Origin of the sequence: Halovivax gelatinilyticus (assembly GCF_024300625.1) — an archaeon.
Lineage (GTDB): Archaea > Halobacteriota > Halobacteria > Halobacteriales > Natrialbaceae > Halovivax > Halovivax gelatinilyticus.
On record NZ_CP101322.1, the window covers coordinates 1,702,794 to 1,720,117 of the forward strand.

The 17,324-nt window shown below is 63.8% G+C and carries 10 protein-coding genes and 1 pseudogene; 10 read left to right on the top strand and 1 reads right to left on the bottom strand.

All coding sequences use genetic code 11. The features are described from left to right. Positions 1-74 precede the first annotated feature (74 nt). A complete protein-coding gene (locus NKH31_RS08195) occupies positions 75-2,210 on the bottom strand; it encodes a histidine kinase N-terminal 7TM domain-containing protein (RefSeq protein ID WP_254864643.1) in 2,136 nt (711 codons plus the stop codon). A gap of 201 nt (positions 2,211-2,411) precedes the next feature. Between NKH31_RS08195 and NKH31_RS08200 the strand changes: the two genes are divergently transcribed. The 10 genes and pseudogenes from NKH31_RS08200 (at position 2,412) to NKH31_RS08250 (ending at position 17,320) form a co-directional block, all read left to right on the top strand. Further along, on the top strand, positions 2,412-3,122 hold the full coding sequence (locus NKH31_RS08200; protein ID WP_254864644.1) for a hypothetical protein: 711 nt from the start codon (positions 2,412-2,414) through the stop codon (positions 3,120-3,122). A gap of 436 nt (positions 3,123-3,558) precedes the next feature. Further along, positions 3,559-4,863 (top strand): SlyX family protein, encoded by a 1,305-nt coding sequence (locus tag NKH31_RS08205; RefSeq protein WP_254864645.1) that lies wholly within the window; start codon positions 3,559-3,561, stop codon positions 4,861-4,863. Next, the gene (locus NKH31_RS08210; RefSeq protein WP_254864646.1) at positions 4,856-6,289 is read left to right on the top strand and encodes a CARDB domain-containing protein; all 1,434 of its coding nucleotides are present in this window, start codon (positions 4,856-4,858) and stop codon (positions 6,287-6,289) included. Before NKH31_RS08205 ends, NKH31_RS08210 begins: the two co-directional genes overlap by 8 nt. Before the next feature lie 76 nt (positions 6,290-6,365). Then, positions 6,366-7,133 carry a geranylgeranylglyceryl/heptaprenylglyceryl phosphate synthase gene (locus tag NKH31_RS08215; RefSeq protein ID WP_254864647.1) on the top strand — a complete coding sequence of 256 codons (768 nt, stop codon included), beginning with the start codon at positions 6,366-6,368 and terminating at the stop codon, positions 7,131-7,133. A gap of 140 nt (positions 7,134-7,273) precedes the next feature. After that, positions 7,274-7,891: a DJ-1/PfpI family protein gene (locus NKH31_RS08220; RefSeq protein WP_254864648.1), complete on the top strand. Its 618-nt coding sequence runs from the start codon at positions 7,274-7,276 to the stop codon at positions 7,889-7,891. A gap of 515 nt (positions 7,892-8,406) precedes the next feature. Further along, entirely contained in the window at positions 8,407-9,891 is a 1,485-nt protein-coding gene (locus NKH31_RS08225; protein ID WP_254864649.1) for a hypothetical protein, read from the top strand. 67 nt (positions 9,892-9,958) lie between these two features. Then, a complete protein-coding gene (locus tag NKH31_RS08230) occupies positions 9,959-11,122 on the top strand; it encodes a CARDB domain-containing protein (protein WP_254864651.1) in 1,164 nt (387 codons plus the stop codon). 224 nt (positions 11,123-11,346) lie between these two features. Next, positions 11,347-15,588 carry a CARDB domain-containing protein gene (locus NKH31_RS08235; protein WP_254864652.1) on the top strand — a complete coding sequence of 1,414 codons (4,242 nt, stop codon included), beginning with the start codon at positions 11,347-11,349 and terminating at the stop codon, positions 15,586-15,588. 185 nt (positions 15,589-15,773) lie between these two features. Continuing rightward, positions 15,774-16,163 carry an IS200/IS605 family transposase gene (gene tnpA / locus NKH31_RS08240; protein ID WP_254864653.1) on the top strand — a complete coding sequence of 130 codons (390 nt, stop codon included), beginning with the start codon at positions 15,774-15,776 and terminating at the stop codon, positions 16,161-16,163. 2 nt (positions 16,164-16,165) lie between these two features. Further along, a pseudogene (locus tag NKH31_RS08250) lies at positions 16,166-17,320 on the top strand (RNA-guided endonuclease InsQ/TnpB family protein). Positions 17,321-17,324: the final 4 nt, after the last annotated feature.

A 17,324-nucleotide genomic window follows, 5' to 3' on the forward strand; every position in this document is an offset into this window, starting at 1 on the left:
GGTCCCCGACTCACGTATCGCCGGTTTCCGGCCCACTTGCCGTCGGTTCAGACTCACGTATCGCTGGTTTCGGTCTAATTACGTCGATTTCCGGTCCGCGTGCCGACCGGCGCTGGCCGATCGTTCCGGGGTTCGTCTCGTTCGCCTCGACCCTCTCCAGCGCAACGACGATCGGATTCGACCGGTATCCTGACGGTGACGGTCGTCCCCTCGCCCGGGGTCGATTCGAGCCAGATCTCGCCGTCGTGGACGTCGACGATCTTCTGGCAGATCGCCAGCCCCATCCCGGTTCCGTCGTCGGACCCCGTCTGCGGGCCGCGTTCGAACAGCTGAAAGAGGCGCTCCTGGTAGATGGGATCGATCCCGACGCCGTCGTCGCTGACCGAGAGTTCGGCGTACTCGTCGGTCATACTGCCGGAGACGACGATGTGTGGGGCTTCGTCGCCGGCGTAGGCGAGGGCGTTCGCGATGAGATTCTGGAACAGCCGAAAGAGCAGGTGCTCGACGCCGTACACCGTCGGGAGGCGTTCGATCTCGACCGTCGCGTCGCGGTCGTCGATCTCGTATCGCAGGCCGTCTCTGACCGCCCTGACGACTCGGTCGCAGTCGACGGGTTCGAACGTCTCGCCCGCCGCGCCAATTCGTGAGTACGAGAGGAGGTCGTCGACCATCTCCTGGGCGCGACGCGTGTTCTCGCGCGCCACGTCGAGCAACTCCTGCTCGGTCGAGGTCGCGTTCTCGTCACTCGAAACGGCCGGTTCGACCGACTCGCTTGATCGCTCACCGTCCCGGTTTCGAGCCGTCGTTCCCGCCCTCGGTGTCGACTCTTCGCGACCGAGCAGCGAGAGGTATCGTTCGGTCGTTCGCAGCGGTCCGCGGAGGTCGTGTGAGATCACCGCCGCGAACGATTCGAGTTCCTCGTTCGACCGGCGCAATCGCGCTAGCGTGTCGTCGACGGCGGCTTCCAGTTCCCTGGTTTCGGTGACGTCTCTGAGGACGACCGTCCGGCCGAGCGACGTCCCGCCCAGGTCCAGAACGGGCGTCGTCGAACACTCGATATAGCGCGTGCCGTCGCGCGTTTCGAGGTGTATCTCGCTCGTCGACGCGTGGTCGAGGATGTCCCCGTCGGATCCGGCGCCGTCGAGCGTCTCTTCGTCGGTCTGTTCGTCGTCGAATCCGATTGACTCGTCGTCGGGATCGCGATACCGGGACGCGGTCGTATCGTCGACGAGCGACGACGCACCCTCGTGTTCGGCCGATCCGGACGACGCGTCCGGGCGACCGTCCGACCGGAGCGGATCGCGATCTCGTCGATCGACCACCCGCGCGTCGGTCGGAAGCAGCGTCTCGAACGGACGGCCGATCGCCGGGGCGGCCTCCGTATCGAGCATCGCCGCCGCGGTGTCGGTACAGTCGACCACGCGGTTCGATCGATCGAGGACGACGATGCCGTCGTCTAACGTATCGACGACGAACGAGCGGGCGACCGGCGCGAGGTCGAACAGCCGGTAGTGATAGATCGCGACGAAGAAGATGATGCCAGTGAGGGTGAAGCTAAACGGGGTGAGATCGAGGTGGGAGAACGGACTGTAGCCGGCGTGGTAGACGACGTTCGTCGCCACCGCGACCGCCGCCCCGAGCAAGAGCAGGCTGACCTGGCGCCGGTAGACGCGTGGCGACCACACGAGCAGGTGTGCGAGGACGACGATCCCACCGAGCATCAGGCCGTAGCCGTAGGCGGCGTGAATCCAGAACGCGATGCCGAAGCCGTGATCCGAGACGAGGACGTCGCCGACGGTCATCAGTTCGATCGGCGATCGAACCAGGTGGTGGTACTCGTTCGTGACGACCAGCGCGAGGTAGCCGACGGGAATCGCAGAGAGCGCCCCGATCGCTCGACGGGTCAGCACGTTCTCCCGGACGCCGAACTGCAGGGTGAAACAGAACCAGGCGACCGGGACGATCGCCACCCCGACGTGATTGACGTTGGCGAAGAACCGGATCGTCGCCTCGTTCGCGCCGGCCAGCTGTAACGCGTAGCCGACGGCCCAGATCGTCGTGGCGGCCATGAGGACGGCGAACGTACTCGCGCCGGTGACCTCCCGGTTTCGCCAGGCGTAGCCGCCGATCGTCGCCATGACTCCGGCGGCACCGAGTAGAATCGGCGTGTATATCGTGTACTCAAACTCCACTCCGAGCGTTCCGAGCACACCTACCGTGGTCGGTAGTGAATAGTAAATTCATCGACCGTGGCCGCGTCGACGTTTTTCACCGATACGTCGAGATAATCCGTTCTTCGAGATGATGCTCTCGGGTAATGACAGTGGCGACGAGAAGGTTACGTGGAGGTAACCGACCAGGTAACCCGACGCTCAGCGAGTATTCAGGGGCCGTCACGTCGAGTACAGTTTATGGTGCAATCGATCCGAAGACGACACGTCCTCGAAGCGTGTGCTGGCGTGGCCGTCGTCGGACTGTCCGGCTGTCTCGGCGGTGACGACGACTCGAACGGTGGTGACGGTTCGAACGGCGGAGATGGTTCGAACGGCGACGGTGCGGGTGCAGGCGACGACGCGAACGATGACGGCGGAACGACGTCGGGAGCGGGTTTCGGCGGCGTCTCGTCGTTTACGGACGTCCGGTTCGAAGATAGCTACGCCATCGAGATGTCGTTCGAGGAACCTGACGGCTCTTCGGGCACGATCACCGGCCGGTTCGACGGCGAGGATTTCTACCAGCAGATCTCGGCCGACGGGTTCACGGTGGAATCGTACGTCGTCGACGGGGTCCACTACACGGTTCAGGGTGGGATGTGTATGGAGACGGCCTCACCGGAGCACGGCTACGGCGATGAGGCCGACTACACGGACATCGCCGAGATCGACGTCCGCGAGGGAACCGACGACGAGTACGCCTCCCTCGAACCGATCGAGACGACGACGATCGACGGGGCCGAGATGGCGGTCTTCGAGATCGAACTCGACGAACCGTTGACCTACTACGTCGACGTCGACACCGGGTACCTCCGTCGGATCGAGGTTCCCGACGGGACCGTCGACTATCACTCGTGGGGCGGCGTCGATCCGATCGAACCGCCGGAGATGGACTGCCAGTCTATCTGAGACGGAGTGACGAATTTTGGGTACTGGTGTGATCTCTCGTACGAGTAGCGATCCCCAGAGGCTTCGGTCGCACACTGAGGCTCTCGGAGGGTAGCAAACGAGCAGCCCAATTTGGCGACCTGAGGTTACTCCCTGGTAAGTGCGTTACTTACTCTCGCCATAGCTGACGGTTAAGGTATCGCTGATTTCTCCTTTAACCGTGCGTGAAACTCCGGCGGTAACGGGCCGATCGGCAGCCGAGCGCTCGATCGAGGGTCGAATCTCCGGCGATGTGTTCGGACGCCGTCGGAGGCCGATGTTTCGAAACCGCGGCGAGCGGACCGGACACCGGCGGACGCCGCGCCAACGGAGGTTAGTGCCGATGACTGACCGAGACGTGCCTGCGGGGAGTCGAACATCGACCAGTGCGGACGAAATACGATCAACTAACTGAACCATGGACTCTACTACCAGAAACCCTGACGAGATAGACGACAGACTCGACCGACTCGAATCACTCATTGAAACACAACAAGAGACGATCGAGGAACTGACAACCCGTAACGAGGCCCAGCAGGAGACGATCGAGCAACTCGAAGCGATAACGGACGAGCGACCGACTGGGGGTAAACTTAGCGAACTCCCGGCAGTTAGCAGGCGGTCGGCACTGGCAGGGCTCGCCGGTCTGGCCGGTCTGGGGGCGATGTCTTCGTCGACGAGTGCGACAACCCCACAGGGACAGGTCGGCACCGAAGACCACCCGCTCAACGCGTTGCACACGGTCGACCTCGAGGCGACCGAAATCGCCGCGGAGAACGACGGTGACGACGATGAGACGACCGCGATACAGGGTCACGCGAGCGCGTTGGACGTCGAGGCGGCTACGAAAGGCGTCGCGGGAATCGCGGATGCGGACGCCGACAACGCCCCAGTAGAGGAGATCGTTCCTGCCGGCGTCGAAGGAACGGCGACGGGCGATGGAGCCACGCACGGCGTCAGGGGCGTCTCGGAGTCGATTAACGGCCGCGGTATTGCGGGATTCGCGACCTCGGACGACTACGACCATTCGACGTTCACGGGGTCGGGGATCGGTGTGGTGGGCGTCACCGATCGTAGCGGCGATGACGACGGTATCTCCGACTCCGGCGGCGTCTTCGGGATGGCAACAGCCGAAAGCGGAACTGCCTACGGCGTTATCGGGCGAACCGAGTCCCCGGACGGATGGGGTGTTCGCGGGATGGACATGTCCGGGGACGGGCACGGGGTATACTCGTACGGTGACAGCAAAACGGATGGCGATCACGAAACCACCGGAGATACCGTTCTCGGCGGCGAACTATCCTTTTCTGACGACACTCCACAACGGACCGCCGGTCCGATCGCGAAGGGATCGATCAACTCCGATGGATCGATCGAGAACGCAGTCAACGTTAGCGATGCCGAGTGGAACGAAGGCGAGGAGCGATATCGAATCACGCTGACCGATGAGAATTATTTCTATGACGATTATGTTACCACAATAACTCCGACGACGTCGGCATTGTGGCGGGTAACGAGTAATTCCAACCAAATCATCGTCGAGTTCGAGGACACCGACGGAGATCCTCTCCAAAGAGATTTCCAGTTCGTGACGTTCGATCTCCCGAGTGGAACGGAGACGACCGCAGCCGACGCCAGAACCGGTGAGAGTACTGACGATACCGAGGCTGACGACGAGCGGGCGTCGTCGAGCGCGGGCTCAACACCCGATTCCCATGAGTGATCGACGGTTCAGCGGGACTCAACACGCTGGGGCCATCCTCGCCGTCGTGATCGTTCTCGGTCTCACCGTCGCCGTCCCGGGAACGGTAACGGCCGACTCGAGTGCCGTCGACCTCGAGTGTACCGAAGGCGACGGCGGCGGTCCCGTCTACCTGGCCAATTCGGGCCTCGCGGTCGTCGACAACGACTCCGCACCGGACGAAGCCTATCCGTCGTTCCCTGACAACGAGACCATCCACCTGGATGACGACGATTATCCGAACGTCACGTTCAGCGCGGGCGGCGACGCCGAACTCCGACTGGAGAACCGGACGACCGAGCGGATCTGTCTCGCCGCGGTGGACGCGACGGAGTACGAGATTCTAATCGATCCGGCCAACCTGTCCGCCGTCACGGTCAACGGGTCGGTCGACGGACTCGCGTTCGGCGACCTCGACTTCGACGTCGACGACGAACCCGAGGTGGTTTACAACGCGAGCGATGCGATCTCGCTCACCATCCACGACACCGGCCTCGAGGAGGGCGATTCGATCGCGATCGAGAGCCTCGATTCGGACGCCGTCGACGCGGAGGTCGACGCCGATTCGAACGGCTCCCTCCTGCTGGATCTCCCGGCCGGCGAGCACCGCCTGTCGCTGTCGACGGCGTCTTCCGGTGGCGGTCTCCCGGGTCTGCCGCCACCGCCGCCGGACGAGGAACCGGCCGCGTTCGAGATTTCCGACGTCGAGATCGACCCCGCGTCGGTCGATCCGGGCGACTCGGTGACGGTGAGCGCCACGGTGACGAACGTCGGCGAGGAGACGGGCGGGCACGCGGTCGAACTCGCGGTCGACGGCGACGTGGTGGCCGAAGAGTCGGTGCACCTCGCCGGTGGCGGCTCCGAGCGGGTCACGTTCACGGTCGTGCTCGACGAGCCGGGGGCGAAATCGCTCTCGCTCGACGGCGAGTCGATCGGCAGCGTCGCGGTCGCCGATCCGGACGACTCCACCGGCGAGTCGGACGACGACGGCGGAACCGAAGCGCCCGACTCGGACGACGCGGACGAGCCGCTCGACCCCGAGACCGACTCGGAGGGTGACGACGGGTCGTCGTGGTTCCCGATCGCGCTCGCCGCCGGCGTCCTGATCGCCGTCGGTCTCGGCGGCGCCTACCACCTCGGCTACCTCGGCGGCTCGGACGCGACGCGCGGTGGGCCGGCCCCGTCGGCCGACCGGTCGGCTGCGGATGACGGACCAGAAGACGACCGGCCCGACGATACCCGAGATTCCGACGAACGGACGGCCGAGTCGACCGACGATCGCTCGCCGACGGAGGCGGTCGGGGAGACCGACGGCGAAACCGGCGACCCAGCCGAGACCGACGGAGACGTTGCCGGCGACGATCTGGATGCCGACGACGCCGTCGAGCCGCCGGATCGATCCGACTAGGCGGGGTCCGGCGACTACTTCGTCGCGCTTCGTTCGAATCAGCAAACGTATAAGAGGTGATTCCGTGCTCTCGGCCATGCAGCTAGACTGGACCGGGATCGACCACGTCACGAAGGTCGATCCGGAAAAACCCATGCCGGCCGATCCGTCGTCGCTGCTTTCGGCGACCGACCTGGTCATGGTCGGCGGCTCGGACGGCGTCACCGAGGCGAACACCCTCGAGGCGATCGAGGCGGTTCGCGAGGCGGCCCCCGACGTCCCGATCTTTCAGGAACCGTACGACGCCGCCCAGGTCACGAAGGACACGATCGACGCGGTCGACGTGCTCTCGGTGCCGGCCGTCTACAACGGCGACATGGACCACTTCGTCGGCAAGCACCTCTCGATGTTCGCCAAACTAGCGAGCAAACCGTCGTCGGTCCTCGGGACGAGTCTCCCGGTCGTGGGTAGCGTCATCGAGTCGAAAGGAGAAGAGATCGCCGCCGAGCTCACTGAGAAGATCGTCGGCGAGGGCTACGTCATCCAGCACGTCGACTCGGCGGCGGCACAGACCGCCGGCGTCAGGGAACCGTTTTCGACCGACGAAGTGGCCGGCGCCGCGCTCGCGACCGAGACGTTCTACGACTTTCCGATCTTCTACGTCGAGTACTCAGGCACCTACGGCGGCCCCGAGGACGTCGAGGCCGCGGCAAACCAGCTAGAAGAGACGGTTCTGCTCTACGGCGGCGGGATCGACTCGCAGGAAAAGGCCGAGGAAATCCTAGACGCCGGGGCCGACGCAATCGTCGTCGGCGACTGCTTCCACGACGATCCGGCGAAGTTCGAATCGACGATCCCGCGGTAGGCGACGGTTCGGTTCGGTGGTTTCTGCCGTCACTCGGTCAGCTTTCCGGTTCGACGTCGGTGCCGTCGGTCGTCGGTCGGTCGATTCGAGGGGATCGCCCGCGACGAAACACGTTTCGCCCGTCACGACGACCGTTCGGTATGGGCGAATTCGACGTCGAAATCGTACTGTTCGACGGATTCGACGAACTGGACGCGGTCGGTCCGTACGAGGTGTTCGACACGGCGCGCGCGTTCGGCGCCGACCTTTCGGTTTCGCTGGTCACGCTCGCCGAGCGCGAACGGGTGACCGCCAGTCACGGCCTCCGGGTCGAACCGGACGGGACGCTCGCCGAGCCAGCGGAATCGTCGACGTTGCCCGACCTGCTGGTCGTCCCCGGTGGCGGGTGGACGACGGCCGACGGGGGCGTTCGCCGAGTCGTCGACGACGGCGCACTTCCGGACGCCGTCGAGGGCCATTACGCAGCCGGGACGACCGTCGCCTCCGTCTGTACCGGCGCGATGATCCTGGCCGAGGCCGGGTTACTCGACGGTCGGCCGGCGACCACCCACCGCGTCGCCCTCGACGATCTCGCGGACGCGGGTGCGACGGTCCGCGAGTCGCGGGCCGTCGACGACGGCGACGTGCTGACGGCCGGAGGCGTCACCGCCGGGATCGACCTCGCGCTGTGGATCGTCGAACGGGAGTTCGACGTCGAAATCGCAGACGCCGTCGCGACGGAACTCGAACACGAACGCCGGGGAGAGATCGCCCGCTGAAGGCGTTACTGTCCGACCGATCGCGTATCGACGCTCTAAATCCGCACGTTCTACGCTTCCGGCCGCTGATCGGAGTACGTACGGCTGCGTGACGGTCGGGATCGGAGATGACGGTCGGCTCCGAATACGATGTTCGTTTCACGTCGCGAAACACTGTTTCGTCCCGTAATATGAGGTGGATATCGTCGAAATCGAGGCGCGTAATCGGGCCAGGGAGGTTCTGAGGGCACACTGCCTTCCGAACCGGTACACTGGCACGTGGACGATACCAATGACTGACACCACACTTTTACGAAAACGATTCAGCGAAGATCGGTCGAAAACTGTCTCTGCTGTAAAGTCCGACGACACGCAAGCGCTTTCTCGGCAACGCTGCCAAGAGTGGGTGTCGAACCGTTGGGGGACGGTCAACGGCGCTGTCGAAGCCCGTGTCGAATCCGACCGTGGGGACGAGAACGGACCGATCCGAACGCGCGACGCGCGAGCGCTGGCACCATCGCTGGGGGTGCTGGCCGATGACTGAGGATTCGTCCATCGAAGCCCGCATCGAGCAGCTCGAGTCGATTATTCGAGACCAGCAGGAGACGATCGAACGGGTAGCTGACGAGGTCGATCGCGCTCGCACCGAACCGTCGGCGCGCCGAACGATCGGTCGTCGCCGGGCGCTCCAGGCGGCCGGCTTGGCCGGACTCGTCGGCCTCGGTGCGACGTCGGTGTCGGCGAGTGAAGCCGATCCATCGGGGGAAATTGGGACCGAGACGCGGCCGCTGGAATCTGTGTACACCCAGCGGTTACAGACCGTTCCAGACGGTGAGACTCCGTTCGACCTGTTCGCCGGTGGTGACCGAATCGCTCGATTCGGGCCGAACGGTTCCGAGTCTCCGAACCTGTTGTTCGGCGAGGAGACCAACGAGTACGCCGTGGATGGGCAAGGACAGACGATCAGCGGCGGGCGAAACAACGTCACGGACGGGAACAATTCGGTGGTCGGCGGGGGTTCCGGCAACGAGGCACTGATGCACAGCGCGACGGTCTCGGGTGGACAAGAGAACGTTGCAGAGTCGACGTTCGCAACCGTCGCGGGCGGAAATAGCAACCACGCCACGAATTCCGGCGCGACGGTCGGAGGCGGCAGTTCGAACGAGGTCACTGGTGATCGGGCGGTGATCGGTGGCGGCTCCAATAACAGTGCAAACGGGACCGAGTCTGCGATCGGGGGTGGTTCCGATAACAGTGCAAACGGGACCGAGTCTGCGATCGGGGGCGGTTCCGATAACAGTGCCAACTCAATCGGCTCGACGATCGGCGGCGGGGGCCAAAACTCCACGAGCGGCAACTACTCCACGGTCGGCGGTGGCCAGGAAAACGAAATTGATGGTACCGAGGCGACGATTGCTGGGGGAAGTTCGAACACCGTCGGCGCACCGTGGGCAACGGTGGGTGGCGGCGATCAGAACGAGGTGACCGGGGAACGGGCGACCGTTTCCGGAGGCGACTACAACGTTGCGTCGGCTTTTTGGGCGACGATTCCGGGCGGGTCCCACGCCAAAGCCAATTCGTCCGGTCAGTTCGCGTATGCGAACGGCGACTTCTCCGAACCCGGTGATGCGCAGGCCTCGATGTACGTCCTTCGGAACGAGACGGACGATCGCGAACAGACCGTCGGGTTGTTTCTCGACCGATTCGATGAACAGATCGTCGTTCCGGCCGACCGATCCATCGCGTTCACCGCACAGGTCCTCGGTCGAACGTCTAATCACGATGCGTCGTCCTGGTGTGTCAACGGCGTCGTGACCAACGATGGGTCGTCGTCGACGCTCAGTACCGAGACCGTCAGCGAATTCGACGACGAGGACCTGGGAAGCGTCGACGTCGGCTTCGACGATGGCGAGGATTGTCTCGAGTTTTCGGTCACGTCGAGCGATGGCAACTTCCGGACCACCCAATGGGTGGCGACGATCAGAACGACCGAGACGGAGTTCGCGAACGGAGGTTCATGACGTGGCATCGAACTCGACGGAAGGGGGCCGAGACACACGGGACACGACGCGGTCGGGTCGGGTGTTCGTGGGCCTGCTCGTTAGCGTACTCGCGGTCAGTCTACTGGCCGTCGGCATCGCCGGTCCGGCGCTCGCGGCCGATTCGTCCATCGAGTGCGCCGCTGGATCCGGCGGCGGGCCGGTCTACGTGACCGATAGCGGTCTCGAGGTCGCCGACAACACGACCGCGGCCGACGAAGCGTATCCCGCGTTCCCGAACGACGAGACCGTCGCGCTCGAGGACGCGAACGTCTCGTTCGCGGCGGCTGGTCTGGCCGAGCTTCGCCTCGAAGCGAGATCGGTCGGTCTCACCTGCGTCGCGGGGGTCAACGCCTCGGCGAACGACGTCCTGATCGACCCCGCGGAGGGGCCGGAGCTGACGATCAACGGCTCGCTCGAGGCGCTCTCGTTCGGGCCTCTGGATTTCGAGTCCGACGACGCTGACCTCACCTACGACGCGAACGACTCCGTTACGCTCACCCTCGGCGACACCGGACTCGACGAGGGTGAAACGGTCGATGTCGAGAGCCTCGATTCGGACGCCGTCGACGCGGAGGTCGACGCCGGTTCGAACGGTACGCTCTCGGTGGAGCTCCCGGCCGGTATTCACCGGCTGTCGCTGTCGACGGCGTCTTCCGGCGGCGGCCTCCCGGGTCTCCCGCCACCACCGCCGGACGACGGTGAACCGGCCGCGTTCGAATACGCAGAAGCCGCCGTCGAGCCGACCGAGATCGACGTTGGCGAGGAGATCACGGCGTCGACGACGGTGACGAACGTCGGCGACGAGACGGGCTCTCACGTGGTGAAACTGCTCGTCGACGGCGATGTGGTCGCCGAAGAGAGCGTCTCCCTCGCCGGCGGCAGTTCCGAGACGGTCACGCTCACGACGGTGCTCGACGCCGCTGGAACGGTCGCGATTTCGCTCGGCGACGAATCGGCCGGGAGCGTGACCGTCACCGACGAGGAACCCGGCTCGGACGACGATTCCGGCTCGCCCGATCCGGGGTCGGACGATGCTGGCTCCGACGCCGGTACCGACGACGGCGAACCGACGCCCGATCCCGAGTCCGACGGCGACGAAGATAGCGGGACGCCCTGGCTCCTGATTACGTTCGGCCTTCTCGCACTCGTGACCGCGGGCGTCGGCGTGGCGTACTCGCAGGGCTACCTGGACCCGTACCTACCGGGTTGAACGGCCCATCGAGCCCGTCGCACCGGACGATCGCACGACGTCAGTAAATTGATCGAATACGGGGCGTCGTTATTCGTATACCGTTTGCACAGCGACACCGCCCCGTTATCGAGACTGCAAACCCGAAAATCGCCGGGGAAGACGGTTGAGGACCGTCTCTCTCAGGCCGTGAGCTGGAGTCTCAGTCCGTGAGATGATGCCCGTTGCGTCGAAACGACGTTCAAATGTCTGAAAGTCCGAATTGTCTCGACGACGTGCTCGAAACCGATCGGGCCGTTCGACGTTCGAACCGGGAACGCACTACCGAACCTCGCGTACGGAGCCATCTCTCCGGCTCCGTCCGAATCGGAAAATGGTGTCTACTCGCCGTTCTCGTGATACTGTCTCTCGCAACCGTCGCTATCGCAGGGGCCGGTCTCGTCGAGGCCGCGTCCGAGACGGAGCCGCCGATGCCAGGAGACGGGACCGAAGACGACCCGTACGAAATCTCGAACGCCACGGAGTTACAGCAGATGGAGCTGAACCTTTCGGCTCACTACGTGCTCGTGGCGGACGTGACCGCGGACGGTTCGTTCGAACCGATCGGTTCCGATACCGATTCGGCGTTCACCGGAACCGTAGACGGGAACGGTCACACCATCTCGGGACTGACGATCGACGAGAACGCCGATTACGTCGGCCTGTTCGGCGTCATCGGCGACGGCAGTCAGATTACGGACCTCGCGCTCACCAGCGTCGACGTCCGTGGCGACGAACACGTCGGCGGTCTCGCCGGCCTATCCGAGGGTGGGACCGTCCACGGTGTCACGGCGACGGGAACCGTCTCGGGAGATTCCAGCCGGGTCGGCGGACTGCTCGGGGCGAACGAGAAGGGAACGGTCGAAGACAGCCACGCTTCGGTCTCGGTCTCTAGCGGTTGGAGCAGCGCTGGCGGCCTGGTCGGCGTCAACGACGGATGGATCGTTCACTCCTCGGCGGACGGAACCGTCTCCGGCATCCATCAACGGGTCGGCGGACTGGTCGGCTGGCACACGAATTTCGGCGAAATCACCTTTTCACACGCGACTGGTGCGGTATCGTCGGAATCCAGCCGGGTCGGTGGTCTCGTCGGCCAGGCCGACGAACGGGCTGACATAACCGATTCGTACGCGACCGGAAGCGTCTCGACGCAATCTAATCAGGCTGGCGGGCTGGTCGGCACAACCGCCGACGCCTATACGAGGATCGAGCGATCGTACGCCACCGGGAACGTCGCCGGGGTATCGTCGGATTCGGGAGCCGTCGGCGGTCTCGTGGGTGATCACGGGGGACACACCATCGAGCAATCGTACGCCTCGGGTTCGGTCGCCGGGAGCGACGGGATCGGCGGTCTCGTGGGAAGCAAAAGCGGCGATATCATCGGCTCCTTCGCCGTCGGAACGGTGTCTGGCAGCGAAAACGTGGGTGGTCTCGTCGGTCAAAATTACGGGACTGGAACGGTGACGGACTCGTACTGGGACGTTCCGGCGACCGAACAGGAGTCGTCCGACGGTGGTATCGGATTCGGGTCGCTCTCGGATACTGCACCTGCCGCCGAGATGATCGGCGAGAACGCCGTCGCCAATATGACCGGGCTGGATTTTGACGTGATATGGGACGTACGGTCCGATCCCGACGAGTACCCGGCGCTCGCACACGAGCGATTCGAAGAGACCGTTCCGATAAAATCCTGTGACGTGTATGCGGAAATCGACGTATCAGGTGTCTACGAGCTACAGAACAACGTCTCGAGCGACGGAACGTGTATCGAGGTCACCGCCGACGACGTGGTTCTGGACGGGCAGGGTATGACGATATCCGGCGTGGATAACCCGACGTCGGGTGAGTACGCCGTTCACGTCGATGGGGCGACCAACGTGACGGTGCGAAACGTCACGATCGAGACGTGGGATCAGGGGACCGGCATCTACGTCGAACAGGCGAGTGACGTGACGGTACGAAACGTCGAGGCCACGGATAATCGATTTGCCGTCCGAAACCGGATCGTCGACGGGTTCACGATCGATTCGGTGCGCGCCGAAGGCGGAAGTGCGCCGGGTCTCGAACTCGTCGACGCCAGCAATGGCATGGTGACCGACGTCACCGTCATCGGGACCGACAGTGAAGACTGGGGTGGGGCAATCAGACTGAGCGAGCGGTGGAATAGTGGAACGTCGAACGTCACGCTGGACAACGTGACCGCGATGGATTCGAAGAGTGCCGGTATCTCCGTCGAGGATGGTGATGTCTGGGATATCTCCATTACGAACTCGACCGCCGTCGGGAGCGATGGATCGGGGATCGCGATCGACGTAGCTGCTGTCGACGTCACCGACAGCCGGGTACTCGACAACGGTGCGTACGGAATCCGGCTCGGCGAGGCCAGCGAAACGACCCTCACGAACATCGAATCTCGGGAGAACGCCGACGCTGCGCTTCGAGTCGACGGCTCGCCCGACCTGGCGATCGAGGCGTTAGATATCGGCGACTCGACGGCGGCCAACACGACGCTGTCGATTGCGGAGGCAGTTGACGTCGAACTCGGAAGCGTGGCGGACCCAGCCGATCCGCCAGCCGATCTCGCCCCCATCGAGCGGTACGTTACTGCTGAGGCGCTCTCCGACGACGGATTGCTCGACGTTTCGGTCGGATACGAGACCGAGGACGTCGGTGCAATCGACGAATCGACGCTCTCGCTGTGGGCCGACGACGGCGACTGGACCGAAATCGAGGAATCGACCGTCGACACCGGTGAGCAGACGGTCAGTGCCATGATAGAGACGTTTTCGACCGTTGGCGTGTTCGGTGAGGGCGACGTCTCGCCGTCGGCGTCGTTCACGTTCGAGCCCGATCAGCCGACCACCGGCCAACAGGTTACGTTCGACGCCACCGATTCGTCGTCGCCACACGGCGACATCGTCGAGTATCGGTGGGACTTCACCGGCGATGGGACGTTCGAAGATACGACCGCCGACCCAGAGGCGACCTGGACCTTCGACGAGGCGGGCGAACAAAACGTGACGCTCGAAATCGAAGACGAAACGGACGAGACCGCCGAGACGACGGAGACGGTCGCCGTCGAGGAATCGGACGACCCCGAACCGAACCTCTCCGTCGTCGATGCGACGTTCGATCCCGACGCGGTGGCTGTCGGCGACCCCATCACTGTCACGGCGACCGTCGAGAACACGGGTGAGGCGGCCGGTGAACACACCGCCGCCCTCGAACTCGACGGAACGGTCGAGGACACCGAAACCGTCGCGGTCGAGCCGGGAGAGACCGAGGTGGTCGAATTCACGCACACGTTCGAGGCCGCCGGCGAGTACGAGGTGTCCGTCGACGGGTTCGATGCGGGAACCGTGTCGGTGAGCGGTCCGGAACCGGTAATCGAGGTGACGGACGTCTCCCTCAGCGACGACACGGTCGACGAAGGTTCGGACGTGACCGTCACGGCCACCGTCGAGAACACGGGTGAGGCGGCCGGTGAACACACCCTCGAACTCGAACTCGACGGAGCGGTCGAGGACGCCGAAACCGTCGAGGTGGAGCCGGGTGAAACCGAGGAGGTCGAATTCACGCACACGTTCGAGGCCGCCGGCGAGTACGAGGTGTCCGTCGACGGGTTCGCTGCCGGAACTGTAACGGTGAACGAGGCGTCGACCCCGTCGCCACCTCCCTCCCCCAGTCCGGTCCCGGACATCTCGGTAGTGGACGCCTCAGTCGAGGAGACGACGGCTGTGGCGGGCGAGAACGTAACGGTCACCGTCACGCTCGAGAACGCCGGCGATGCGGACGGGGACTACGAGGTCACGCTGAACGTCGACGGCACCCAGGTTGATTCGGCGACCGCATCCGTCGGTGCCGGCGAGACGACCGATCTCTCGTTCGTCCACACGTTCGAGGAGGCTGGCGAGTACGAGGTTCGCGTCAGCGACGTCCAGGCAGTAACGGTCACCGTCGAAGGCGCTTCCGACGACCTCACGCCCGCGTGGTTCGATGTCACCGGGCTCCCGCCGTCAGTAGCCATCGACGAACCGGGCGACAGTGCCAGTATCTCGGCGACTGTCGAAAACACCGGCGACGAACCAGACACGCAGGCCGTCGAGGTCACGCTCGACGGTGACGTCGTCCACGAAGCGGAGATCACACTGGAAGCAGGCGAAACGCACACCGTGTCTCTCGATCTCGAGACCGAAGCGCTCGATTACGGTGCGACGTACGAGTACACCGTCTCGACCCAGGACGACAGCGAGACCGGCGTACTGGACGTCGGGGACCAGTCCGCCGGAGACGGGGACGAGTCCGATGCGGGCGGAGACGGCACGGACGATGACGCGATGGACGACGGGCTCCCGGGCTTCGGCGTTACGGCGGCGGTGTTCGCGCTCGTATCCGCGCTCGTCCTCGCAACGCGCGGCCGGCGAAGCCGCTCGTCGTCGCCTCGATAGCCTGCACGACCCTCGCTAAACTCCGGGATCGCAGTCTCGTCGAATTACAGCAGTAGCGAGGCGAAAGCCCACCCGTTTACGGGTGGGATGAAGCCGACAACTGGGAATCTCTCCACGTTCATAGTCACGGTTGGGCTTATATGATTGAGAAACATCTTTAGGTGGGTAGTTTCTATATGCTGACGATGCCTCGTGGGTTCGACAGGGAACGTACAAACGTCCACAAACTCCAGTACCACTTCATCTGGTGCCCGAAATACCGTAAATCAGTGCTTGAGGGTGAGATACGTGACCGTCTCGAAGAACTCATCGAGGAGAAAGCCGACGAGCTCGGCCTCGAAATTTTGGAGTTGGCGATTCGACCCGACCACGTACACCTGTTCATCACAGGCGACCCGACACTCGCCCCGAACAAGATAATGCAACAGGTCAAAGGCTACTCCTCGCGCCACCTCCGCGACGAGTTCGACTTCGGTCTTCCCTCGCTGTGGACGCGCTCGTACTTCGTCTCAAGTGCGGGCGACGTATCCAGCGAAGTCATTGAGGAGTATATCGACGCCCAAGCAGGTGAATAACGATGCAACGGAATGTCTCAACCACGGTGCGGGTCAAACTCCACTCGCTGACCAACAGGAAAGCCGACCTGCTCGCCCGTGAGTACGAGGCGTTCCAGACCGAGGTACACGGCGGAGACGCCAGCCTCTACTCCGCGACCGACCAGCAGGCGTCGAAAGTCCAGCGACAGAAAGACCCGAACCCCGATACCGAACAGCCTGTCGTTCTCCGCAACGACGTGTTCGACGTGTCCTACGACGAGGACACCGTTCTCTCGTCGTGGTGGGTGAAAGTTCCCGTCTACGACCCCTAGCGTGGACGGGGAAACTCCATCTGGTGCCCCGCTCACGTTCCGCACAAGGACGAACAGCTCGTCCGCAAGGGCGATGTTCGGGACAGTGAACTGGTGCGTCGTGACGGAGACTGGTACGTCCATCTCGTCGTGAAGCGGTCTGTGACCGTCCAAGACGAGTACGACGACGTACTGGTCATCGACATGGGCGCACGGTGGGTCGCTACCTGCGCGTTCCTCTCCGACCGCAAAACCACGTTCTACGGCGAGGAAATCCGTCGTATCCGCGAACACTACAAGCAGTTGCGAAAGTCCATCGGGAAGGCGAAACCCCGACAGGGACAGCAGGTCGTGGAACGTATCGGGGACGCGGAAGCGCGGAAGGTGGACGACCGTCTCCACAAGATTGCTCGGCACATCGTGGAGGATGCCGAGGAACGGAACGCGGTCATCGTCGTGGGCGACCTCGGTGGGATTCGCAAGGACAACGACAAAGGCAGGTACGTCAACGACAAGACTCACAAGATGCCGTTCGCCCGCCTGCTCAACTACATTGAGTACAAAGCCCACGACGCAGGCATCGACGTACAGTTGGTCGAAGAATACGACACGTCGCAGACGTGCAACCGCTGTGCTTGCGAGGGCATCCGTGATACGCAGGGACGCTTTGAGTGCCCTGAGTGTGGGCTGGACGACAACGCCGACAAGAACGGTGCGCTGAACATCGGCAAACGAGCCTTGGGCAAGTTCTCGAAACCGCTGTCCGAGGCGGGGGCTGTACTGGCACAGCCCGAAACGCAGGTCATCGTCCAACGTGACGACGAACCTGCGAACCTCCCGCTACTCGTGGATTCAACCCCCAGTGGGGCAACCCCACGGCTTTAGCCGT